The following is a 23,127-nucleotide window of genomic DNA, read 5'->3' as shown; positions in this document are numbered from 1 at the left end:
TCGCCGTGGCGCAGGCAACGCAGCCATCGCCCAGAGACAGTTCAAGGAGAGAGTGATATGACCCACAAGGCCACCCTGGCGGTTCGCACCGGGATTGAGACAGACCAGCAGCACGGTGCCGTGGTGCCCCCCATCTACCTCTCCAGCAACTACACCTTTGCCGACTTTGGCGAGCCCCGTCAATACGATTATGCCCGCTCCGGCAATCCGACCCGCACCAATCTGGCGGATGCGCTGGCGGCACTGGAAGGGGGCGCAGGCGCCGTGGTCACCGGCACCGGCATGGGCGCCGTCCATCTGGTCACTACCGCCCTGCTCAAGGCGGGGGATCTGCTGATCGCCCCCCACGACTGCTACGGCGGCACCTGGCGTCTGTTCGAGTATCTGGCGGCCAAGGGACACTACCGGGTGCAGTTTGTCGATCAGGGGGATGAGGCCGCTCTGGCCGCCGCGCTGGCGCAAAAGCCTGCGCTGGTATGGGTGGAGACCCCCTCCAACCCGCTGCTGCGGGTGGTGGATATCAGCGCCATCGCCAACGCCGCCCACGAGGTAGGTGCGCAGGTGGTGGTGGACAACACCTTCCTCTCCCCCCTGCTGCAACAACCGCTGGCGCTGGGTGCCGATGTGGTGGTGCACTCCACCACCAAGTACATCAACGGTCACTCCGACGTGGTGGGCGGAGTGGCGATCGCCAAAGAGGCGGCACTGGCCGAGTCGCTGGTGTGGTGGGCCAACTGTCTTGGGCTCACCTCCGGGGCGTTCGACTCCTACCTCACCCTGCGCGGCCTGCGCACTCTGGCCCCCAGATTGCGCACCCATCAGGAGAACACCGATCGCATCCTCGCCTTCCTGCAACAGCAGCCGCTGGTGAAACGCATCTATCACCCCAGCCTGCCGAGCCATCCGGGCCACGATATTGCGCGCCGTCAACAGTCCGGCTTCGGCGCCATGCTAAGTTTTGAACTCGATTGCAGCGAGGCAGGCATTCGCGCCTTCCTTGCTGCCCTCGCCCTCTTCTCGGTGGCCGAGTCCCTCGGCGGGGTGGAGAGTCTGGTGGCCCATCCGGCCAGCATGACCCACAGGGCCATGACCCCGGCGGCGCAGCAGGCAGCAGGCATCAGCGCCCAGCTGCTGCGGTTGTCGGTCGGTATTGAACACGGTGAAGACCTGGTGGCCGATCTGGCTCAGGCTTTTGAACAGGCGCAGCAGGCAGAGCAGGTAGCAAAGTAATGGAACAGCAGCAACAAGGAGAGATCGCGGTGGCAGCAGAAGCAGGGTTGAAGCGACGTCACGTCCACAAATTTGGTGGCAGCAGTCTGGCGGATCCGGTCTGTTATCGCCGGGTCGCCAGCATCGTTGAACAACAGGTGGGCGGGGATGAACTGATCGTGGTCTCTGCCGCAGGCAAGACCACCAACCGGCTGATCCAGCTGGTGGAGCTGGCCGAAGCGGGGGACGAAGCCGCCGGTGAAGCCATCTCCGCCCTGCAGGCCTATCAGCAGAGCCTGATCGACGGCCTGCTGGAAGGGGAACTGCAGCTCGACCTGAGCAAACAGCTGGCCGACGACATGCAACTGATCGCCAAGACGCTGGAGGGGCAGTTTGACCGCTTCGCCCGCAACGGCCTGCTCGCCTTTGGCGAGGTGTGGTCGGCGCGCCTGCTGGCGGCTCTGCTCACCAGCCGCGGCGACAAGGCCATCTGGCTCGATGCCCGCAGCTTCCTGCGCGCCGAGGATGGCGCTCTGGTCAAGGTGGATACCGCCCTCTCCAGCGAGCTGCTCAAGGCGCGACTGGCGGAGCATGCCGGTCGCATCGTGGTGACCGGCTTTATCGCCGCCGACATGGAGGGCCGCTCCCTGCTGCTCGGTCGCAACGGCTCCGACTACAGCGCCAGTCTGCTGGCGCTACTGGCGGACGGCGAATCCACCACCATCTGGAGCGACGTGGCAGGTGTCTACAGCGCCGACCCGCGCCGGGTGAAGGAGGCACGTCTGCTGGAGCGCCTGAGCCTCGCCGAAGCGAACGAGCTGGCCCGTCTTGGCTCCTCGGTACTCCACTCGCGAACTCTGCAACCAGTAGCCGACAGCCGCCAGCGCCTCACCCTGCGCTGCAGCTACAACCCGGATGAGGGCTGCACTCATATTCTGCGCCGCGCGCCGCGCTCCGGTGGCGCCCGCATAGTCTCTTCGGTGGATCAGATCGCCCTGATCGAGCTGAAGGTGCTGCCGCAGACCAACTACGAGCAAACCATGGCCACCATCGAGGCTTATCTCGCCCGCCATCGCCTCAACCCGCTCACCCTGCAGCGCCAGCCGGATCGCCGGATCCTGCGCCTCGCCTACACCCTCGAGGTGGCACAGGGAGCGTTCGAGCTGCTGCGCGACTTCCAGCTGCAAGGGAGCTTCACCGGCCTCATCCAGAAAGAGGGGTACAGTCTGGTGGCGCTGGTGGGGGCCGGAGTCACCGACAACGCCGAGCAGTGTCACCGCTTCTATCAGCTGCTGGCAGATCAGCCGCTGGAGTTTGTACAGGTGGCTAGAGATGGCCTGAGTCTGGTGGCCGTGCTGCGTCAGGTGGTGCTGGAACCGCTGCTGATCGCCCTGCACAGTGCCCTGTTCAGCCGCCCGACCCGGGTCGGACTGGTGCTGTTCGGCAAGGGCAATATCGGCGGCCACTGGCTGAGCCTCTACGCCCGTGAAAAGTCACGGCTGGAACATGAACTCAATCTGGCGCTCACCCTCTACGGGGTGTTCAGCTCGGAAGGGGGCCTGCTGGATGAAGAGGGGCTTAACCCCCTCAAGGTGCAGGACAACTTCGCCCCCAAACCGCTGATCTGGCCGGAGCTGCTCTCCCAGCTTGAGCAGCACGGCTTCGATGCGCTGATTGCGCTGGACATGACCGCCAGCGAGACGGTGAGCCGCTACTACCCGGACTTTGCCCAGCTCGGCATTCACATCATCGCCGCCAACAAGTTTGCCGGTGCCGCCGACAGCGAGTTCTACCTGCGCATCAAGCAGACCTGCCGCGACCATCAGGTGCAGTGGCGCTACAACGCCACCGTGGGCGCCGGGCTGCCGATCCAGTCCAGCATCCAGATGCTGCGCCAGAGCGGCGACCGCATTCAGGGGGTCTCCGGCATCTTCTCCGGCACCCTCTCCTGGCTGTTCCAGCAGTATGACGGCACCCGCCCCTTCTCCGAGCTGGTGGATGAGGCGTGGCAACATGGCCTGACCGAGCCGGATCCCCGCGAAGATCTCTCCGGTCAGGATGTGCGCCGCAAGCTGCTCATTCTGGCGCGGGAGGCGGGCTTCGAGCTCGACTCCGCCGATATCGAGCTGGAGAATCTGGTGCCCGTCCCGCTGCGTAAGGTGAGCGCCGATCAGTTCATGGACCGGCTGAAAGAGCTGGATGGCCCGATCCAGACCGCCTTCGAAGGGGCCAAGCGGCTCGGCAAGGTGCTGCGCTACGTGGCCCGTTTTGAACATGACGGCAAGGCACGGGTCGGACTGGAGGCGCTGGAGCCGCACCACCCGTTCGCGAACCTCTTGCCCTGCGACAACATCTTCGCCATCGAGAGCGACAGCTACCGCACCAACCCGCTGGTGATCCAGGGGCCGGGGGCGGGTCGCGAAGTGACCGCCGCCGCTATCCAGTACGATCTCTGGCAGATCTGCGCCAGCCTCTAAGGCAGATAATGCAAAGGGAGCAGCTCAGCTTCCGCGCACAATAAAAAAGCCCGAGTCGATGACTCTGGCTTTTTGCTGAATGGCGCTTCGATTAGGAGAAGCAGGCCTGTAGCACGTAGAAGATGACGATGGCCAGAATGGCGCCGGCCGGCAGGGTGATGACCCAGGAGACCACGATGTTGCGCAGTACACCCAGATTCAGCGCCGCAATACCGCGCGCCAGACCAACACCCATGACCGCACCGACCAGGGTCTGGGTGGTGGAGATGGGCAGACCGGTGCCGGAGGCAATCACCACGGTCGCGGCAGTCGCCAGCTGAGCGGCGAAACCACGGCTCGGGGTCAGGTGAGTGATACCGGTACCGACCGTTGCCATCACCTTCTCGCCCATGGTCGCCAGACCGATCACGATACCGATACCGCCGAGCGGCAGGATCCACCAGGCGATGTGGGAGCTGCCGCCGATTTCGCCGCCGGAAGCCACGATAGAGGCCACCGCAGAGAGCGGGCCAATGGCGTTGGCCACGTCGTTGGAACCGTGGGCAAAGGCCATGGCACAGGCGGTGATCACCATCAGGATGCCGAACACCTTCTCCACGTTGGCGAAGTGCATCTTGCTGTCATCCTGCGGGTTGTACTTCTGACCGCGAATATAGATCCAGCCGGCAAAGGCTACTGCGATGGAGATGGCAACAGAGAGCAGAATGCCCTCGCCATCGGTCAGGTGCAGACCAACGTGGGTCAGCCCCTTCTTGATGGTCACCAGACAGATCACCAGCGCAGTCAGGAACATGTAAAACGGCACATAGCGCTTGGCATTGTTCAGCGGATCATCGGTGTTGAAGATAAGCTTCTGCACGCTGATGAACATGAAGTAGGCGATGACACCGGAGATGGCCGGGGTGATGACCCAGGAGCCCACGATGCCGCCAAACTTGCTCCACTGCACCGCTTCCGGGCCAATGCTCACCACCGCAAAACCGACGATGGCGCCGATGATGGAGTGAGTGGTCGAGACCGGCCAGCCGAAGTAGGAGGCCAGGATCAACCAGGCGCCCGCCGCCAGCAGGGAGGCGATCATACCGAGCACCAGCAGATCCGGGCTGTCGACAAACGCATTGCTGTCGATGATGCCGTTACGGATGGTGGCCGTCACTTCGCCACCGGCCAGATAGGCACCGGCAAACTCGAAGATCATTGCAATGATGATCGCCTGACGGATGGTCAGGGATTTGGTGCCGACCGATGTGCCCATGGCGTTGGCAACGTCATTCGCGCCAATACCCCAGGCCATCAAAAAGCCGAACAAGGCCGCCACGAGCACCAGAGTGGTGCCGTAATTCGCGATAATGTCCATTAATAGTGTTTACCCAGTCAGTCGATTACGAACGAGCCAGCATCAGTTCCAGACGGGCGCCTACACGCTCGGCCTGATCTGCCAGGTCACCTACCCATTCGAGGATCTTGTAAAGGAACATCACATCAATCGGATTGTACTTCTGCTCAACCGCTTGCAGCTGTTGGCGCAGACCGATCTGCATGGTGTCTGTATCGTCCTCGATCAGATCCAGCTGGTGGATCATCTCGGCAACCATTTCCACTTCCCGTCCTTTGAAGCCGGTCTCGAGCAGCTCGTCGAGCTCCCCGATCGCTTTCTCGGCCTGAGCGGTCGCATCAATACAACGTTTGAGGTAAGCCATGAAATCCGCCCGCATTTCTGAGGGGAATTCCATGCGACGGCCAAGCATGCGACCGGAGATATCCTTGGCACGGTTGGCAATCTTGTCTTGCTGGGTCAACAGCTCCAGCAGGTCGGTACGCGCAACCGGCAGAAACAGGCCGCGAGGCAGTTTCAGACGGATTTCACGCTTGAGGATGTCCGCCTCTTTTTCCAATTGGGCGATCTGCTGCCGGATCTGCTCGGCATCTTCCCAACGGTCTTCGGCAACGGCATCAAAGAAAGGGACCAACTGCTGGGAGCACTGGTGAACCTTGACGATATGCTTCTGCAGCGGCTTGATGGGGGACTTGGCAAAAAGCCCCAAAATAGTATTTACTGGCATGGCCAAACCTGTGTCGGTGAAAAAACACTCGATACGATTTTATGAGGCGCGCAGGATAACCGAACTGCGCACTCAATTAAACCGCGAATTAATCTGGTTGTATCGCGGGCATTATATCCCCGCGACCCGAATCCTGCCCCCCAAAGTTGCCTGCCAGCCCGGAATGACTATGCAAACTGAGATCGAGATAAAGTTTTTTGTCGCCAGCGACATTCAAACCGCGTTATCCAACCTGCTGAATTCTCTTGAAATTAAGGAATCGTCCCGACAGCAGCTCGGCAACGTCTATTTCGATACGCCGACCCTTGCCCTGCGCCAGCTGGAGATGGGGCTGCGGATCCGTCGCTGCGATGCCTTCGCCGAACAGACCATCAAATGCCGCGGTCAGGTGGTAGGCGGCCTGCACGCCAGACCCGAGTACAACGCCCCCGTCAGCGGCGATCTGCCGACCCTCTCGGCCTTTCCCGATGAGATTTGGCCGACCCTGACCGAGCGCGACCACATCCAGCAGCAGCTGGTCGCCCAGTTTCGCACCGACTTCCTGCGTCGCCACTGGTTGATCGCCTTCGAGAACGCCGAGATTGAGCTGGCCTGGGATCAGGGAGAGATAGTCGGCAGTCAGGGCAGCACCACCATCAACGAACTGGAACTGGAGCTCAAATCCGGCGACACCACAGCCCTGTTTGCACTGGCCCAACGCCTCGCCAGGATCAGCGGGCTGCGCCTCGGCGCCCAATCCAAGGCACAACGTGGCTATCGACTGGCCGGGCTCGGCAAACCGCTGGCACTGCAGGCGCAGGTCGAGCATAAAGGTATGGATGGCATAACGGGGGTAAGCGAGGGGCTGCGCCACTGGCAGCATCATGAACAGCTCTGGCTGGAGCATCTGCAGGATAAAGGCGTTCAACAGCAGGCGTTCGACGCCTTGCGTCAGGGAGTTGATCTGATTGTCCGCAGTGCGGCCACGCTGCCACAAGCCGCACCCTGGCAGCCCGCCCTGACCAGCCTGCACGCCCATCTGCAAGCCCAATCGGGCGAGCATGACCAGTGGCCTGCCGAGCTGGCCGATCTCTTCCTCTATCCGGCGTATGTCGAGTTGCAGCTGGCCATCGCCGCTTGGCTGCATCACGCCGCCTGAACGGGGCTATGTCGGAACCCAAGGTCGGAAATAAAGACTGGAAACAAAACGGGTGAGCCTTGGCTCACCCGTTTTGCATTACAGCAGGTTGAGCTGCTGCATGGCGCTGCGAATGCGCTCGCGGGTCGCGTCCGACAGCGGCATCACCGGCAGGCGGCACTCCTCGCTACAGAAGCCGAGCAGGGAGGCGGCATATTTGGCACCGGCCGGGCTCGGCTCGGCAAACATTGCCTGATGGAGCGGAATGAGCTGGTCTTGCAGTTCACGCGCGGCTTGCCACTTGCCCGCCAGCGTGAGGTTCTGCACCTCGGCCACCAGCTTGGGGGCCACGTTGGCGGTCACCGAGATACAGCCCTGACCACCGCCGATGTTGTAGGCCACGGCCGTGGCATCTTCACCGGAGAGCCAGGCGAAGGGCTTTTTGATCAGCTGGCGCTCGGTCCACGGGCGGGCCAGATCGCCAGTAGCATCTTTCACCCCGGCAATGCGCGGCAGTTCGGCCAGACGGGCCAGGGTCGCGGGTTGCACGTCAACGATGGCGCGCGGCGGAATGTTGTAGATGATGATCGGCTTGGCGGTAGCGTCGTGGACGGCCTTGAAGTGGTGGTAGAGCCCCTCCTGATTGGGACGGTTATAGTAACCGGCCACATGCAGGGTAGCGTCGGCGCCGACCCGCTCGGCATGGAGGGTGTACTCGATGGCCTCGACCGGGTTGTTGGAACCGGCCCCGGCGATGACCGGAACGCGCCCCGCCACCTGCTTGACCACCAGCTCCACCACCCGGCAGTGTTCGTCATGAGTCAGGGTCGGACTTTCACCCGTGGTGCCGACCGGCACAATGCCGTGGGTGCCCTGCTCGATATGCCACTCCACCAGACGCAGCAGCGCCTCTTCATCCAGCTTTCCCTGTCGAAACGGGGTGATCAACGCAACGATTGAACCTTGAAACATGGGATCTCCTTCTCCTAAATGACGCGCATATGGCAATAAAAAACCCCGGTACGATGTGCGCAACCGGGGTTTGAAGCTTCTCAGGGATGAGAGGTTACGCGCGAACGTCGGCAGGCCCGAATGTCAGGCTTTTTTTGTGCTTTCGTTTCAACCCGTTGAACCGCATTTCGTCATCTCTGGTCAAAAAATGGTGTCTGGGCATATTTCGGGAACACGGCATAAATGTCAAGGCGAAAGGGGCTATGTATAATGGCCGCCCAAAATTGCGTGGAGAGACCCGATGAGCAGCCCTATCAGTGCCGTCAGCCAGATGCTGGAACGAAACCAAGCCCTCTTTGTCGGCAAGCGGCTACTTGTCTGTGGCGCGCTGGAGGATGACTCCCCCCGCCAGCTGGCGACCCTGGCCCAGACTCTGACCGTCTTTACCACCGATTACTGCTACTACCGCAGCCAGCAGGCCGCCCTCGGTGAGGCTATCCTGTTCGACCACCAGCTCGGTGGCGCCCCCCGCTTCGATGCTCTGCTGCTGCTGATGCCCAAGGCCAAGGCCGAGGCGCAATATCTGCTGGCCATGATGACCCCCTTGCTGGAGGCTGGTGCCGACCTGTTCCTGGCCGGTGACAACCGCGGCGGCATCAATGGCGCCGACAAGCTGCTGGCCCCCTATGGCGAAAAGCCGATCAAGCGCGATTCGGCCCGCCGCTGCTCTCTCTATCACGGTGAGCTCTGCAAGCCGGTTGCCCCGTTCGAGCTGGATAACTGGTTTGGCCGCTACCAGTGCAAGGCCGGTGATACCGAGCTGACCGTGCTGGCACTGCCCGGCGTTTTCAGCGCCGCCGAGCTGGATCTCGGCACCCAGATGCTGCTGGCCGCGGTGCCACCGATGAAGGGCGAGCTGCTCGATTTCGGCTGCGGCGCCGGGGTGATTGGATCTGTGCTGGCCAAGCGCAATCCGGATCTCAAGGTCAACATGGTGGATATCAGTGCGCTGGCGCTGGAGTCGAGCCGCCGCACACTGGCGATCAATGGGTTAGAGGGCAAGGTGTACCCTTCCGATGTCTATTCCGATGTCGCCACCCGTTTCCAGCACATCGTCTCCAACCCGCCATTCCATGCGGGTCTCAAAACCTTCTATGCGGCGACCGAGCAGTTCCTGGCAAAGGCGCCGGAATTTTTGCTGCCAACTGGCTCGCTGACCATTGTTGCCAACGCCTTCTTGCGCTACCAGCCTATACTGGAGACACACTTCAAACGGACTGAAGTGATCAGCAGTGATGCCAAATTCAAGGTCTATCTGAGCAAAGTGTAAATAAGTGTAAGCCGCACAATAAAACAGCTAGAGAGCGCCATACGGGATCTGATAAGGTACTAAGAGCACTATAAAAACCACCCCTTAAGGGGTGTTTTTATACCGGATGTTGAAAACCTTTTCATGTGGTTCATTCAGGGAGAGAAATACGATGGCAGGCATTTTGACCATGATCCTGGCTGGTGGCGAAGGTACTCGCCTGCAGCCTCTGACCACCACCCGCAGCAAGCCTTCCGTCCCCTTCGGTGGCAGCTACCGGCTGATCGACTTTGTCCTCAACAACTTCGTCAACGCAGACTTTCTGCGCATCTATGTACTGACCCAATTCAAATCCCAATCCCTCTATCTGCACATGAAGAAGGGCTGGAATATCGTCGGCATCACCGACCGCTTCATCGACCCCATCCCGGCCCAGATGCGGATGGGCAAACGCTGGTATGACGGCACCGCCGACGCCATCTACCAGAACCTCGGCTTTATCGAGCGGGCCGAACCGGATCACGTCTGCATCTTCGGCTCCGACCACATCTACAAGATGGATGTGAGTCAGATGGTCACCTTCCATAAGCAGAAGAACGCCGCCATGACGGTCGCCGCCCTGCGCATGCCCATCGAAGAGGCGAGCGCCTTCGGGGTGATCGAGGTGGATACCGAAGGACGGATGATCGGTTTTCAGGAAAAGCCGAAGCAGCCCAAGCACATCCCCGGCGATCCGACCCAGGCGCTGGTCTCCATGGGCAACTACATCTTCGAGACCGATGCCCTCTGCCGTGAGCTGAAGCGGGATGCCGCCGAGGAGAACTCCAGCCACGACTTTGGCAAGGATGTGATCCCGAGCCTCTACCCGCGCGCCCCTGTCTATGTCTACGACTACAGCACCAACGTCATCCCCGGTGAAAGACCGAGCGTCTACTGGCGGGATGTGGGGACTCTGGACTCCTACTGGCAGGCACACATGGATTTGGTAGCCGACAATCCCCCCTTCTCCCTCTATAACCGCAAGTGGCCGCTGCACACCCACTATCCGGCGCTGCCGCCCGCCACCTTCATCGACAGCGACGAGTGCAAGGTGAAGATCGCCAACTCCCTGATCTCCGCCGGTTGCTTCATTCAGGGCAGCCAGATCCAGCGCTCCATTCTCGGTTTCCGCTGCAATATCGGCCCCTGCAGCCACATCAGTGAATCCGTGCTGCTGGGGGATGTGAAGATTGGTGAAGGGTGCTCCATCCGGCGCGCGATCATAGATAAAAACGTTGAAATTGCGCCCGGCACCGTTATCGGTGAAAATCTCGACCACGATAGAGAGCGATTTACCGTATCCGAAGGCGGTATCGTGGTGGTACCTAAGGGAGCAAGAGTTGGCTATTAACCCACTGAAAATCCTGTTTGTTGCCTCGGAAGTTGAGGGGCTGGTCAAGACCGGGGGCCTGGCAGACGTTGCCAGAGCCCTGCCGATGTACCTGGCCCAGAAGGGACATGATGTCAGGATCATGCTGCCCTTCTACAAGACGATAAAGCGACGGGATGAGGCCAAACTGGTCGCGTCCCGCTGGCTGCCCACCCATCCGGGACTGCCGGATATCGGTTATCGCATTTACCAGATGGAGCTGGATGGCGTCTGCGTCTATCTGCTCGACTGCCCGCAATATTTCGATCGTCCCCAGCTCTACGCCGAGAACAATCAGGCCTATCCGGATAACGGCGAGCGCTTTGCCTTCTTCTCGGCGGCAGCCCTCCATGCCTGCGAGCAGCTCGGCTTCGCCCCGGACATCGTCCACTGCAACGACTGGCACACCGGCCTGCTGCCGCTGCTGCTGAAAACCCGCCATGCTCAGAACCCCTTCTTCCAGCAGACCCGCAGCGTGATCAGTATTCACAACGCGGCGTTTCAGGGAGTGTTCGGCCGCGAGCAGTTCTGGGCCATGCCCGAGATCGCCGATTACGAACGCCGCATCAACTACGACTACGGCCACGTCAACCTGCTCAAATGCGGGGTGCTCTACGCCGACAAGATCAATGCGGTCAGCCCCAACTATGCCCAGGAGCTGCTGACTCACCTCGGCGCCCACGGCATGGCCAGCATCTTCCAGCAGCGGGCGGCCGATCTCTGCGGCATCCTCAACGGCTGCGACTACAAGGACTGGGATCCTGAGTTCGACGAGTTCCTGCCTGCGACCTACAGCATCGACAACATGGCTGGCAAACAGATCTGCAAGCAGAGCCTGCAGCAGGAAGCGGGACTGGCCGTGGCGGATCTGCCGATCTACGGCATGGTTTGCCGCCTGACCGAGCAGAAGGGTGTTCCCCTGCTGCTCCCTGCGCTGGAGAAATTCCTCCACCATCAGGTGCAAGTGGTGATCGTCGGCTCTGGCGATCCTGCGCTCGCCACACAACTGCAAACCATGGCCCGGGATTACCCGGACAAGCTCGCCTTCATCAACACCTATGACGATCGGCTGGCTCATCTGGTCGAAGCCGGTGCCGACTTCTTCCTGATGCCCTCGCTGTTCGAGCCTTGCGGCCTCAACCAGATGTACAGCCTCGCCTACGGCACCCTGCCGCTGGTGCGCGCCGTGGGGGGTCTCAAAGATACCGTGGTGGATTGGGATGCCGATCCCGAGCGGGCCACCGGTTTCTGCTTCAACGATCCGACGGCCGCCATCCTGCTCGATACCATGCGCCGCAGCTTGCTCTATTTCCTGCAGGACAAGGAGCGTTTTGCCAAGGTGCAGCGCAATGCCATGAAGACCCGCTTCAACTGGCCTGACTCGGTCACCCAGTACGAGCTGATGTATCAGAGCGCATTGGGCCGTTACTGAGCACCAAACGTCAGCTAATTGCTGAAGTTTTGTACCCTTGGCGCCACTTTGGGCGTCAACAGCGAAAAAAGTCCCCTTTGGCTGTTGACGCTCCCCCAAAACTCTATAGAATCCCCCTCCGCAGTGATGCGAAGGTGGCGGAATTGGTAGACGCGCTAGCTTCAGGTGTTAGTGTCCCACGGATGTGAGGGTTCGAGTCCCTCTCTTCGCACCAATACTGCCATGCTGATTCAGCAGCATGTAAATCCAACTAGAAAACCCGAATGTGCGAAGGTGGCGGAATTGGTAGACGCGCTAGCTTCAGGTGTTAGTGCCCCCCGGGTGTGAGGGTTCGAGTCCCTCTCTTCGCACCATGCTTCTCCAGACAGCATGTAAATCAAAACTGGTAACACAATGTGCGAAGGTGGCGGAATTGGTAGACGCGCTAGCTTCAGGTGTTAGTGTCCCACGGATGTGAGGGTTCGAGTCCCTCTCTTCGCACCATGCTTTATCCAGACAGCATGTAAATCCAGACTGGAAACCCGAATGTGCGAAGGTGGCGGAATTGGTAGACGCGCTAGCTTCAGGTGTTAGTGCCCCCCGGGTGTGAGGGTTCGAGTCCCTCTCTTCGCACCATGATTCTGACATGTAAAAACAGAGCAATGCGCTCCAACCGCATTTAAAAACCAGCTGGAGAAAATCAGTGTGCGAAGGTGGCGGAATTGGTAGACGCGCTAGCTTCAGGTGTTAGTGTCCCACGGATGTGAGGGTTCGAGTCCCTCTCTTCGCACCATTCATTACGCAAAAGGCCCATCACGAAAGTGACGGGCCTTTTGTTTTTACTCCTTGTTATGGCTATGCTTTTGACGACTCCCCGCTCATCGTCATGCCAAGGAACGCATATGATACTGGATACCGACATTCACAACTTTTACGAACATCTGGTGCTCAAGGAGATTGAGAAACAGGATCTGCAACAGAAGCTCACCGGCGACCAGATGGCCGACCTCTGCTGCCTGACCCTCAACCAGCTCCCTTCCCACTATATTCGCCACGATGTCGACATGATCTACTTCCTGACTGATGCCAAGCGCACCGAAATGGAAAAGCTGGTCGTCACCTCCCTGAAACAAGCGCTACAGAAGATCGAGCAGGCTCCCGTCAAAACCTCATAACCAGGGCTGCTGCCAGAGCAGGGTGGCGATACCGGTCAAGCCAGCGACTGGCAGCAGAATCAAGGCAGGCCGCAATCCGGGCTCCAGCATCACCCAGGCAGCCAGCAGAAAACCGGCACTCCAGGTGCCGTACTCTTTATCCTGACCCCATGCGAGTACGGCCACCGCCACCAGCAACATCATCCCCCGCAATATCCAGCGCATTGTTTTCTCCCCAATCAACAATTGATAATAATTATCATCTTCATCTATCAAGGATGCAAGTCGCGTCGCAAGCAGGCTTCGTATGTGGCCTTGCATGTCAACAGGGCGCTCAAAAACGGGTTATGAGATCAACTAATTTGTGATTTTTTCAATCAAGTGTGCATTTTTACCAATTTGATGGGGCTTTAACCCATCAGGTTTGTGGTAGATTGCGGCCTCTTTTTGGGTTGGCCCCTCGGGATACGTGTATCCACAGGACGAGAGGGACTGACTTTGGCGAGCAAGAGTTTAGGAAGTATCTATGCAAAACCAACAAAACCACATCCGACTACCGGGCATGGCGCAGGTGTTCATCTGTCTGGCCATTTTCCTGGCCCTGGCATTCTCGTTCACCAGCGTGCTCGACCTGCCGATCCAGCTGGCGCTGTTCATCGCCTGGTTCGTTATCATGGGGCTCGGCATCAAGCTCGGCCACGATTACAAATCCCTGGAGCAGGCGGCCGTTGACGGCGTCGCCAAGGGAATGGGGGCCATCCTGATCCTGGTCTCCGTCGGTGCCCTGGTAGGCACCTGGATTGCCGGCGGCATTGTCCCCAGCATCATCTACTTCGGCCTCAAGGTGATCCATCCGTCCATCTTCCTGCTGGCAACCCTGATCATCTGCTCCCTGACCTCGCTGGCTACCGGCACCTCCTGGGGCTCTGCCGCCACCGCCGGTATCGCCATGATGGGGATCGGCCACAGTCTCGGCGTGCCTGCGCCGCTGGTAGCCGGTGCCGTGCTCTCCGGCGTCTACTTCGGCGACAAGCTCTCCCCGCTCTCCGACTCTGTGGTGCTGGCCTCGACCATGTCCAACGTCGACGTGGTGGAACATATCAAGGGGATGCTGCCCATCAGCCTGCTCTCCTATGTCATCACCGCCGTGCTGTTCACCGTGGTAGGCATGCAGTATTCGGGCAACGTCAGCCTGGAGCAGGTCAATCTGGTGATGGAGGCCCTCGACAACCAGTTCAACATCACTCCGCTGGCCATCGTGCCGGTGGTACTGGTGCTAGGCCTGTTGGCCAATCGCAAGCCCGCCTTCCCGGTGATCAGCTTCGGCGCCCTGTTGGGCCTGATCTGGGCCATCGCCTTCCAGGGCATGGATCCGGTCAAGGCAATGCACTCAGCCTACAGCCCGTTTGCCATCACCTCCGGCATCGACTTTATCGACAACATTCTCGGTCGCGGCGGCATGGAATCCATGCTGGGCTCGGTCGCGGTCATCATCTTCGGTCTCGGGTTTGGCGGCCTGCTGGAGAAGGTCGGCATTCTGGAAGTGATCGCCAGCGCCTTCGAGAAGCGCATCAACAGCGTCGGCAGCCTGACCAGCCACACCATAGCCACCGCGTTTCTGGCCAACGTGTTTGGCTCGGCCATGTATGTGTCGCTGATCCTGACCCCCAAGATCATGGCCAAAAACTACGATCGGCTGGGACTGGCACGCAAGAACCTCTCTCGCAACGCCGAGTTTGGTGGCACCCTCACCTGCGGCATGGTGCCCTGGAGCGACAACGGCATCTTCATGGCCGGGGTACTGGGGGTCGCGACCCTCGACTACCTGCCCTACATGTGGCTGAGCTTCACCTGCATCATTGTGACCATCACCCTCGCCTACATGGGCAAGGCAGTGAACCGGATCCCGCTGGTCGCGGCGGCAAGCTCCCGCTAAGCCATCCTGCAAACAACAAAGGCGCCATCACGGCGCCTTTGTTGTTTTAGAGAAATGCTGTTTGATGGCGTTCACTGATCACCACAAACAAAAACAGCCCTCGTCGCCGAGAGCCGTTTCATCAGACCGATAACGCCGATCAGATGGAGAAGCTGGAGCCACAGCCACAGGTCGTGGTGGCATTGGGGTTGGTCACGGTGAAGCGTGAACCTTCCAGACCCTCGGTGTAATCCACACTGCCGCCTACCAGATATTGCAGGCTCATGGGATCGATCACCATGGTGACGCCGTTCTTCTCGACCACGGTGTCCCCGTCGTTGATCTTCTCATCAAAGGTAAAGCCATACTGGAAACCGGAGCAGCCCCCACCCGTGATGTACACCCGCAGCTTCAGCTCGGGATTCTCTTCCTCGGTGATCAGGTTCTTCACCTTGTTGGCCGCCGCATCCGTCATCTGGATGGGCAGCGGGGCTTCTGCTACTGCACTCATTACTGACCTCACAACCATTAGATCCACAAACATGGAAACCGCGAAATTATCCAATACCCGACCATTCAGTTCAAGTATTCACCACGTTTAACCGGCAGCGGGAACCGGAGCAGGCGGCGCGGCGACCAGCGGCTTGATCACCTCGCCCCATTCAACCAGCAGCTCTTGTGCCGGCTGCCTGCCGTCCTTGTTGATGGTGACACGGATCCGATCCGGCACAAAGCCTTCCGGCAACTGCCAGTTCCCTTCCAGCAGCTGGAAATAACGCAGGGCATAGCGCCACTCGCTCACCTTCATCCCGAGATCGCGACCGGTCAGCGTCTTCGGCTTGTCGGCCAGACTCCCCTCGACCCGGATCTGCACCTGACCACGAAACAGCTCCCGCTTCTTGGCGGGCTGAGTCAGGGCAAGACGGTAGTGGTAACGACCGGGAATGCTGGTCTCCTGCAGGGTCAGGTTGTCGATCACCACCCCCACCTGTTCGCCGGTGGGGCGCATGATCCGCTCGAAAAAGGCCAACTGGCGCTTGAGCTCCTGCACCTGCGCCTCCTGACTCTTCAAGGTGGTCTGCAATTGTTCGAAGGCTGCCCGCTGGGTCGCCAGCTGGGTATCTTTCACCCCCAGCTCGGTCTTGAGTTGGCCGATGGCCTTGCCCTGGCGATCCAGCGTCTCCTGCTGCACCACCAACAGACTGCTCTGGGCCAGCTCCTGACGGTTACCGGCAAAGTAACCGATGAGCCCGCCAACGGCTAACACGACCAATAACTTCAATAGATTGGACATAGCCCCTCATCCCGTTATCACGCCATTTACGGCAGCGCCTCTCCCTTCACTATACCGCCCGGACCGGAGCCAAAGGCGATAAAGGGAAAAATTAACTGGCCGTGGCGCTGCCATCACCCCGCTTTTGACGCGCGGCGAGCCGTAAAGTTCGCTCCAGGATCTGGGAATAGATAGGTCGGCCACCCAGCCACTGGGCAACCAGGGTTGCCCCGACCGTGGTGATCATCATCGGCAGGATCAGCTGATAGTTGTCAGTCATCTCGGTGACCAACACGATACCGGTGATGGGGGCACGCACTGTGGCAGCAAACAGCGCCCCCATCCCTGCGATGGCAAAGGCGCCGGGCTCGATACCCAGCTCGGGAAACGCCGCATGAAACAGATGGCCGAACACAACGCCAAACAGGGTGCCCAGCGCCAAAGTCGGCGCAAACACCCCGCCCGGCGCACCGGAGCAGAAGCAGATAAGGGTCGCGACCAGCCGCACCGAGAAGATGAGGAACAGGGTCGCCATCGCATACTCGCCCCCCATCAAATGGGGAATAAGCTCGGTGCCGCCGCCTGTCACCGAGGGGGCGAACAGCGACAGCACACCAAACATTCCGGCGACCAGCATGCCGATGGCTACAAAACGGTGGCGCTTGTTCTGATGCAGCGCCAGATAGCCATCCTGACAGGCCAGCACCAACTTGTTGAAGACAAAACCGAGCACCCCGAAGGTGGCCCCCATAAAGAGGAACAGCCAGAGTGCCTTTAGGGCTGGCGCATCATAATGGGGCAGGGTGATCACCGCCCCCTGACCTTTCATGTTCTGCAACATCAGGGTCGCCATGATGGCGGAGATCCCCACCGCCTTGATGGCCAGAAAGGAGTAGCGAAACTGCGGCCGCATCTCCTCCATCACGAACAGGATCCCTGCCAGCGGCGCATTGAAGGCGGCCGCCAGACCGCCCGCCGCACCAGCCGCCAGCAGGGCGTGGCCATGCTCCTTGGGTAGCCGGAATATATCCGCCACCATCTTGCCGAGGTTGCCGCCGATCTGTACCGAGGGCCCCTCCCGCCCCAGCACCATGCCGGAACTCAGGGTGCAGATGCCGCCGAAGAACTTGACCGGCAACACCCGCCACCACCGTACCGGGCGCAGATCGTCCATCGCCCCCTCGATCTCGGGAATGCCGGAGCCCCCCGCTTCCGGGGCAAAGGTATGGGTGAGGAAGTAACCGACAAATCCCAACAAGGCGCTGAAGCCAAAGCCGAGCAGACCGAGCTGCCACCAGGGACGATCGGCCAGCAAGGCGATGCGTTGTTCTGCCAGCCAGTGGACACCCGATTCGAACAGGCCGCACACCAGCCCGGCCAGGGTGCCGACCAGCGCTGCCAGCAGTAGCACCAACAAGGGCATCTTGTCTTGCCGGATAATGCGGGAAAGCGGCCCCCGCGAAGAGGTTTCGGGTTCAGAGGAGAGAGCTTGTTGCGCCATCTTGTTACACCAACCTGGAAAAACCATATCGTCAGCTAGCTGAGATCAGGATCACCCGGCACGTTGCTCGGCTGCCCAGGGCTGGGGCTTTCTGCTATAGTCGGCCCGTTAAATTTTTGTCACGGGAGCAGACCGAGAGTCCGGGTGGCGAGAGCGCAAAGCATACTCCTCATGCCCCGGCCTGCCGAGTCTCAATCGGCTGCAATCCCTTGTGTGACGCCCAAAATCCCATTAAGGATGATCCATGTCAAAATCAGATCAGCTGTTTGAACAGGCCCGCCAGACCATTCCGGGTGGCGTCAACTCACCGGTCCGCGCCTTCAATGGGGTCGGCGGCACGCCCCGCTTCATCGATCACGCCGATGGCGCCTATCTCTATGATGTGGATGGTCAGGCCTACGTGGATTACATCGGCTCCTGGGGCCCCATGCTGCTGGGTCACAACCACCCGGCCATCAAGGCTGCCGTCATCAAGGCGGTAGAGAAGGGGCTGAGCTACGGCGCGCCGACCGAGATCGAAGTGCTGATGGCCGAGAAAGTCCGCCAAATCGTCCCCTCCATGGAGCAGGTGCGGATGGTCAACTCCGGCACCGAAGCGACCATGAGCGCCATCCGGCTGGCCCGCGGCTATACCGGCCGCGACAAGATCGTCAAATTCGAGGGCTGCTACCACGGCCACGCCGACTCCCTGCTGGTCAAAGCCGGTTCCGGCGCCCTGACCTTGGGTCAGCCCAACAGCCCGGGCGTACCGGCCGATTTCGCCAAGCACACCCTGACCTGCGTCTTCAACGACTTGGAGTCGGTACGTGAAGCCTTCACCCAGTACGGCAGCGAGATTGCCTGCATCATCGTCGAGCCGGTCGCTGGCAACATGAACTGTATCCCGCCAGTGCCGGGCTTCCTGGAAGGACTGCGCACCATCTGTGACGAGTTCGGCGCCCTGCTGATCTTGGACGAGGTGATGACCGGTTTCCGCGTCTCCCTGCGCGGCGCTCAGGGTCACTACAACATCGACCCGGATCTCACCACCCTCGGCAAGATCATCGGTGCCGGCATGCCGGTCGGTGCCTTCGGCGGCAAGAAGAAGGTGATGCAATACATTGCTCCGACTGGCCCCGTCTATCAGGCCGGCACTCTCTCCGGCAACCCGGTGGCCATGGCGGCCGGCCTCACCATGCTGGATCTGCTGCTGGAGCCGGGCCTCTATGAGCAGCTGAGCGCCAAGACTGCCCGGGTTGCAGAAGGGCTGAAAGCGGCCGCGGCCAAGCATGGCATTCCGCTCGCCATCAACTATGTGGGCGGCATGTTCGGCTTCTTCTTCACCGACGAACCCGAGATCACCCGCTACGAGCAGGTCACCCGCTGCGACATGGAACGCTTCAAGCGCTTCTACCACCTGATGCTGGAAGAGGGCGTCTATCTGGCGCCGAGTGCCTACGAGGCGGGCTTCCTGTCACTGGCTCACGGTGACAAGGAAATTGAACACACCCTGGCTGCCGCCGAGCGCAGCTTCGCCAAGCTGGCTGGCTAAATCGCCGCCGGTTGTCGCAAAGGGCCCGTCATGGGCCCTTTTCTATTGCAGTGCCGCCATTACCACACAGAACAGCAATACGCCCATTTCTGGTGCATTCCCCCCTCGTCATCCGTCGTTTTGTCATCCTCTGGTGCAACTTGCCCCGCCATCCCTGTCATAAAGCAGGCCCACTATTTGCACATCCGCAACAGAGCCCACGTCACCGAGGTCCATATGGCAGAGATGAGCCCCATCGATGTGCTGCGGCGCTATCAGGAGTATCAGGAAGAGCTGACCCCGCTACTGCAGGGGCTGCTCAGCGCCCCCCTTGCCTCGCTCAAGCGGTATCCCTTTGTTGTCAGCATTGACCACTATCAGGGGCCTGTGTGCATCCAGCCTGCGGCACCGGCGGCCCATAACCGGCTGCATCTTATCGTGCAGGGGCAGGGACGGGAGATCACCGTCTGTCTGAATCAGCTGATTGGCTGGTTGATGGGGGACAGGGATCGCCGCCGCGCCATGCCCTGGTTCAAGGCCGTCTATGTGGTGCTCAGCATGGCGCTGTTTCTCATCGTCGCCACCCTGATCTGGCACGGGCTGGAGCAGCTCTACCAGCTGTTGTGCGGCGAGCAGCAGAACCGGCTCGGCGCCTTTAGTGCCATCATCTTCCTGACCCTGGCACTGGCGGTGTTCGATCTGGGCAAGACCATTCTGGAAGAGGAGGTACTGCTGCATAAGGATATCTTCCGCCACAGCGCCATTCGCCGCACCATCACCCGCTTTATCGCCGCAATTCTGATCGCGGTCTCCATCGAGGGGCTGTTGCTGCTGTTCAAGGGGTCGCTTGGCCAGAGCGAGCTGCTCTGGCCTGCGGTAGGGGTGATGGCGTGTGCGGTGGGGTTGCTGCTGGCGCTTGGCCTCTATGTCTTTCTGGGGGCCAAGGCCGAAGCGGCACTGGTACAGGCTAGCCTGCGCGCTCCACCGCCAGTTGCACAGGGGAGCGACGCGCCGCCCGCCAGGAGGCGTACATGGTCCAGGAGGTATAGATGACGATAAAGGCAACCAGCCACTTCAACATCTCCATATCCATGGACTTGACCAGCATGGCGGCCAGCACCACACCGATGGGACCGAAGATGGCCACCGCCAGCACCGCCTTGGCATCGAAGGCCCCTTTGCGGATAAAGGTGCCTGCAGAGAAGACGCTAAGCACGGCGGTGGAGCCCATCATGATGGGGAATGCTGCCAGCGGATTCATCCCCAGCAAATAGACCAGCGTCATGCAGGGGGCAAACAGGCCGATACCGACATTCATCAGTACCCCGAAGATGAAGTTGCCAAGCAGGGCGATCGCCAGCTTGTAGCCACCGAGCCCCATCGCATCGCCACCTACAGGGAAAAGGCCCAGCAGACCGGCAAAGATCAACCCGGCGACGACCAGCAGGGAGATGGCCATCACCAGCCGGATGGTCTGCCGATCAAACGAGGCCACATGGCGAGCGCCCCAAGCCGCGCCCGCTGCGGCGGCAGTCATCATGCAGATCAGCGTCAGCGGCTCCACCGCTACTGCGCCGATGAAGATCAGCGACTGGGTCACGGTCGGCAGCACGCACTGCCCATTGAGGGTGCCCGGCAGCACTCGATCATCGATCAGCTTGAACTGCTTGTAGCAGGCGGTCTTTACCGCAAAACTGCCCACCCCCAGGGTGTCGAGGAAGTTGGCAACCCCACCGATCAACGCCACTGGCCAGAAGGGAGTAGATTCGAGCGTGCCGTTGCACCTCTTCTGCCAGCAGGCCTGCACCAGCATAAAGACAAATGCCAGGCCACCGGCTATAAAAATAATCCGCAAAATATCAACTAACATATGGGTTTCTCCTGCACCGGGCGGCGATTCTAAGGCAGGGCGCAGAAAAAGTCTTGGCTGTAATTAAGCAAGCTTCGCAGCCAGCCAAGATGAGTTGAAACTTTTCCAGATGGAAGTCGAACGACTCTGCTAATACTTGTTACTGAGGCCAACAGGCCGGGTCCTGAGCACGTTGTTATGGTCCTTTCGCGACGACCACCTGTGCCAAGGGACATAATGAAAAAGAGGGGCGGTAGCGATACCGACCCTCTTTCTGTATCTGGACGTAGGGACTGAGCCCCTGACCATAACAACCGCTTATTGAATGCTCTTGCCGGCGCGCACGTCCTTGATAAACCCCTTCAGGCTGGCCAGATCACGGGGCGCACCGCGCAGGATCTGATCACCGATGATGAAGGCCGGGGTACCGGAAATACCGAGCGCTTCAGCCAGCGCACGGTTGGTACCGAGGTTCTGGTCAATGCTGCCATCCTTGATCTTGGCTTCCACCTTGCTCCAGTCAACACCGGCCGCCAGCGCCAGCTGCTTGACCTGAGCCTCATCAGAGAGCGGGCCCTGATGGGTATAGAGCTTTTCGTGGAACGCCTGATACTTGTCAGGTTGGCCCAGTTGAACCGCCAGCGCAGCACGGGCAGCGAAGTAGGAGGATTCGCTCAGAATGGGGAACTGCTTGTAAATGTAACGGATGTCTTTATCTTCCGCCATCAACTGCTTGACCAGCGGATGGGCCCGTTTGCAGTAACCGCAGTTGTAATCGAAAAACTCCACAATGGTCAGCGATGCCTTCGGATTTCCCATCTCGGGATCCTGATTGGCATAAAGCTGCTTGGAGTGAGCCTTGATCAGCGCCTTGTCACTCTCGGCCTGCTGACTCTCCTGCTTGGCACGCAGGGCATTGGACATCTCGACCAGGATCTCGGGATTCTTGACCAGATAGTCGCGAACGATTTGCTCGACATCGCTTTTGGTCAGCTCGCTCGCATGTACCGGCGTAGCCAACAGGGTCACGCCAGCCAGCGCGCAAAACAGGGCATTTTTAATAGTCATAACGTTATCTTGCAGAGGATATGATAGAGGGCACTATAGTGGTTGAGTCTGTTTTCAAGTCAAGTTATCTGGCCAAAAAAGCGCTTGATGTGCCCTGATTGCCACTTTTTCATGTCATTTCGCGCAATTAACCAGCAATCGAACCGAGCAGGGATTTACAAGCCGGATCAGCATGGTAATATTCGCCGCACTGCTGCGGAGGGGTGGCAGAGCGGCTGAATGCACCGGTCTTGAAAACCGGCGATGGGCGACCATCCGTGGGTTCAAATCCCACCTCCTCCGCCATTCATACCGAGCCCATGCAACCATGTTGCGTGGGCTTTTTTAGTGCTGTGTTGAAAGGCCAATCTTGAAGTAGGCCATCACCTTGATGGTCTACTATCATGGATCCCCCAGCCGTTCAACACCTGTTGTCCCTCTTTCCCCAGTTAACCCTGCGCCAGCGTCGTGCTGCCCTGCAGGTGGATCGCCCCCAGTTCCTTAGACACCTCACAGCCTTAAAATGAGGCAACTATTGGAGGTGTTATGACCCGTCAGCGTTATCCAGAAACATTCAAAATCGAAGCCGTTAAACAAATCACCGAGCGCGGACGGCCGGTGGTTAACGTTGCACGAGCCCTCGGGGTATCCAGCCACAGTCTGTATGCCTGGCTCAAGCAGTACGGCAAGCCTGCTGACCAGCAGCTCGAAGAGTCTGCCTTGCAAGCCGAGATACGCCGCCTGAAAGCCGAACTGCGCCTGGTCACCGAGGAGCGCAACATCCTAAAGGAGGCCGCCGCGTACTTTGCCAGCGAGTCAAGGAAAGGTACGCGTTCATAACCTCCCGACTCGACCGGTACAGTGTCGTTACCCTGTGCCAGACCCTGGGGGTTCACCGAAGTGGCTTCTACGCGTGGTTGAAACAGCCCGCCT

19 protein-coding genes, 6 tRNA genes and 1 pseudogene are annotated in these 23,127 nt (G+C 59.9%); 17 read left to right on the top strand and 9 right to left on the bottom strand.

Going from position 1 to position 23,127, the window contains the following annotated elements; all coding sequences use genetic code 11:
* Window positions 1-57: 57 nt before the first annotated feature.
* Together metB and BN1115_RS16865 are read left to right on the top strand one after the other, a co-directional pair.
* Window positions 58-1,230, top strand: coding sequence for a cystathionine gamma-synthase (gene metB / locus BN1115_RS16870; protein ID WP_042658055.1), 1,173 nt, complete (start codon window positions 58-60; stop codon window positions 1,228-1,230).
* Window positions 1,230-3,686 (top strand): bifunctional aspartate kinase/homoserine dehydrogenase II, encoded by a 2,457-nt coding sequence (locus BN1115_RS16865; RefSeq protein ID WP_042658054.1) that lies wholly within the window; start codon window positions 1,230-1,232, stop codon window positions 3,684-3,686. The genes metB and BN1115_RS16865 overlap by 1 nt, the downstream gene beginning before the upstream one ends.
* 91 nt (window positions 3,687-3,777) lie before the next feature.
* Here the strand turns inward: BN1115_RS16865 and BN1115_RS16860 are convergent, their stop codons facing one another.
* Together BN1115_RS16860 and BN1115_RS16855 are read right to left on the bottom strand one after the other, a co-directional pair.
* On the bottom strand, window positions 3,778-5,043 hold the full coding sequence (locus BN1115_RS16860) for an inorganic phosphate transporter (protein ID WP_042658053.1): 1,266 nt from the start codon (window positions 5,041-5,043) through the stop codon (window positions 3,778-3,780).
* Between the two features lie 25 nt (window positions 5,044-5,068).
* A complete protein-coding gene (locus BN1115_RS16855; protein ID WP_042059563.1) occupies window positions 5,069-5,749 on the bottom strand; it encodes a TIGR00153 family protein in 681 nt (226 codons plus the stop codon).
* A 169-nt stretch (window positions 5,750-5,918) separates the two neighbouring features.
* Here BN1115_RS16855 and BN1115_RS16850 point away from each other — a divergent pair, with 169 nt between their 5' ends.
* Window positions 5,919-6,887, top strand: a complete 969-nt coding sequence (locus BN1115_RS16850) for a CYTH domain-containing protein (RefSeq protein WP_042658052.1) — start codon at window positions 5,919-5,921, stop codon at window positions 6,885-6,887.
* A gap of 78 nt (window positions 6,888-6,965) precedes the next feature.
* On the opposite strand, the gene dapA is transcribed toward BN1115_RS16850, so the two are convergent.
* Window positions 6,966-7,838 carry a 4-hydroxy-tetrahydrodipicolinate synthase gene (gene dapA / locus BN1115_RS16845; protein WP_042658051.1) on the bottom strand — a complete coding sequence of 291 codons (873 nt, stop codon included), beginning with the start codon at window positions 7,836-7,838 and terminating at the stop codon, window positions 6,966-6,968.
* Between the two features lie 280 nt (window positions 7,839-8,118).
* On the opposite strand from dapA, the gene rsmC reads away from it, so the two are divergent.
* The 9 genes from rsmC (at window position 8,119) to BN1115_RS16800 (ending at window position 13,120) form a co-directional block, all read left to right on the top strand.
* The gene (gene rsmC / locus BN1115_RS16840) at window positions 8,119-9,147 is read left to right on the top strand and encodes a 16S rRNA (guanine(1207)-N(2))-methyltransferase RsmC (RefSeq protein WP_042658050.1); all 1,029 of its coding nucleotides are present in this window, start codon (window positions 8,119-8,121) and stop codon (window positions 9,145-9,147) included.
* 151 nt (window positions 9,148-9,298) lie between these two features.
* Window positions 9,299-10,516, top strand: a complete 1,218-nt coding sequence (gene glgC / locus BN1115_RS16835; protein ID WP_042059554.1) for a glucose-1-phosphate adenylyltransferase — start codon at window positions 9,299-9,301, stop codon at window positions 10,514-10,516.
* Window positions 10,506-11,966, top strand: a complete 1,461-nt coding sequence (gene glgA / locus BN1115_RS16830) for a glycogen synthase GlgA (RefSeq protein WP_042658049.1) — start codon at window positions 10,506-10,508, stop codon at window positions 11,964-11,966. The genes glgC and glgA overlap by 11 nt, the downstream gene beginning before the upstream one ends.
* Before the next feature lie 128 nt (window positions 11,967-12,094).
* Window positions 12,095-12,180 (top strand) — tRNA-Leu (locus BN1115_RS16825).
* Between the two features lie 53 nt (window positions 12,181-12,233).
* Window positions 12,234-12,319: transfer RNA gene (locus BN1115_RS16820), tRNA-Leu, on the top strand.
* Window positions 12,320-12,363: 44 nt separating this feature from the next.
* Window positions 12,364-12,449 (top strand) — tRNA-Leu (locus BN1115_RS16815).
* Between the two features lie 46 nt (window positions 12,450-12,495).
* Window positions 12,496-12,581: transfer RNA gene (locus BN1115_RS16810), tRNA-Leu, on the top strand.
* A gap of 71 nt (window positions 12,582-12,652) precedes the next feature.
* Window positions 12,653-12,738, top strand: a tRNA-Leu gene (locus BN1115_RS16805).
* Window positions 12,739-12,847: 109 nt separating this feature from the next.
* Window positions 12,848-13,120 (top strand): late competence development ComFB family protein, encoded by a 273-nt coding sequence (locus BN1115_RS16800; RefSeq protein ID WP_042658048.1) that lies wholly within the window; start codon window positions 12,848-12,850, stop codon window positions 13,118-13,120.
* Here BN1115_RS16800 and BN1115_RS16795 read toward each other — a convergent pair.
* Entirely contained in the window at window positions 13,115-13,324 is a 210-nt protein-coding gene (locus BN1115_RS16795) for a hypothetical protein (protein WP_042658047.1), read from the bottom strand. The genes BN1115_RS16800 and BN1115_RS16795 overlap by 6 nt on opposite strands.
* 301 nt (window positions 13,325-13,625) lie before the next feature.
* Between BN1115_RS16795 and nhaC the strand changes: the two genes are divergently transcribed.
* Window positions 13,626-15,035, top strand: a complete 1,410-nt coding sequence (gene nhaC, locus BN1115_RS16790; RefSeq protein WP_042060692.1) for a Na+/H+ antiporter NhaC — start codon at window positions 13,626-13,628, stop codon at window positions 15,033-15,035.
* Window positions 15,036-15,174: 139 nt separating this feature from the next.
* Here nhaC and erpA read toward each other — a convergent pair whose 3' ends face one another.
* The 3 genes from erpA to clcA all read right to left on the bottom strand — a co-directional run bounded on the left by erpA (window position 15,175) and on the right by clcA (window position 17,788).
* Window positions 15,175-15,525 (bottom strand): iron-sulfur cluster insertion protein ErpA, encoded by a 351-nt coding sequence (erpA, locus tag BN1115_RS16785; RefSeq protein WP_005340225.1) that lies wholly within the window; start codon window positions 15,523-15,525, stop codon window positions 15,175-15,177.
* An 87-nt stretch (window positions 15,526-15,612) separates the two neighbouring features.
* The gene (locus BN1115_RS16780) at window positions 15,613-16,308 is read right to left on the bottom strand and encodes a DUF6776 family protein (RefSeq protein WP_042658046.1); all 696 of its coding nucleotides are present in this window, start codon (window positions 16,306-16,308) and stop codon (window positions 15,613-15,615) included.
* 91 nt (window positions 16,309-16,399) lie between these two features.
* Complete coding sequence (gene clcA / locus BN1115_RS16775) at window positions 16,400-17,788, bottom strand: H(+)/Cl(-) exchange transporter ClcA (protein WP_042658045.1); 1,389 nt, start codon at window positions 17,786-17,788, stop codon at window positions 16,400-16,402.
* 244 nt (window positions 17,789-18,032) lie between these two features.
* Here clcA and hemL point away from each other — a divergent pair, with 244 nt between their 5' ends.
* Together hemL and BN1115_RS16765 are read left to right on the top strand one after the other, a co-directional pair.
* A complete protein-coding gene (hemL, locus tag BN1115_RS16770) occupies window positions 18,033-19,319 on the top strand; it encodes a glutamate-1-semialdehyde 2,1-aminomutase (protein WP_042658044.1) in 1,287 nt (428 codons plus the stop codon).
* Window positions 19,320-19,535: 216 nt separating this feature from the next.
* Window positions 19,536-20,351 (top strand): hypothetical protein, encoded by an 816-nt coding sequence (locus BN1115_RS16765; protein WP_042658090.1) that lies wholly within the window; start codon window positions 19,536-19,538, stop codon window positions 20,349-20,351.
* Here the strand turns inward: BN1115_RS16765 and BN1115_RS16760 are convergent.
* Together BN1115_RS16760 and BN1115_RS16755 are read right to left on the bottom strand one after the other, a co-directional pair.
* Entirely contained in the window at window positions 20,266-21,168 is a 903-nt protein-coding gene (locus tag BN1115_RS16760; RefSeq protein ID WP_042658043.1) for a sulfite exporter TauE/SafE family protein, read from the bottom strand. The genes BN1115_RS16765 and BN1115_RS16760 overlap by 86 nt on opposite strands.
* A 297-nt stretch (window positions 21,169-21,465) precedes the next feature.
* Window positions 21,466-22,215, bottom strand: coding sequence for a DsbA family protein (locus tag BN1115_RS16755; RefSeq protein WP_042658042.1), 750 nt, complete (start codon window positions 22,213-22,215; stop codon window positions 21,466-21,468).
* Between the two features lie 197 nt (window positions 22,216-22,412).
* Between BN1115_RS16755 and BN1115_RS16750 the strand changes: the two genes are divergently transcribed.
* Together BN1115_RS16750 and BN1115_RS16745 are read left to right on the top strand one after the other, a co-directional pair.
* A tRNA-Ser gene (locus tag BN1115_RS16750) sits at window positions 22,413-22,500 on the top strand.
* 240 nt (window positions 22,501-22,740) lie between these two features.
* Window positions 22,741-23,127, top strand: a pseudogene (locus tag BN1115_RS16745) (transposase); the annotation flags it as partial.

Source organism: Aeromonas allosaccharophila, assembly GCF_000819685.1.
Classification (GTDB): Bacteria; Pseudomonadota; Gammaproteobacteria; order Enterobacterales; family Aeromonadaceae; genus Aeromonas; species Aeromonas allosaccharophila.
This window is presented reverse-complemented; position numbering and strand designations above follow the sequence as displayed.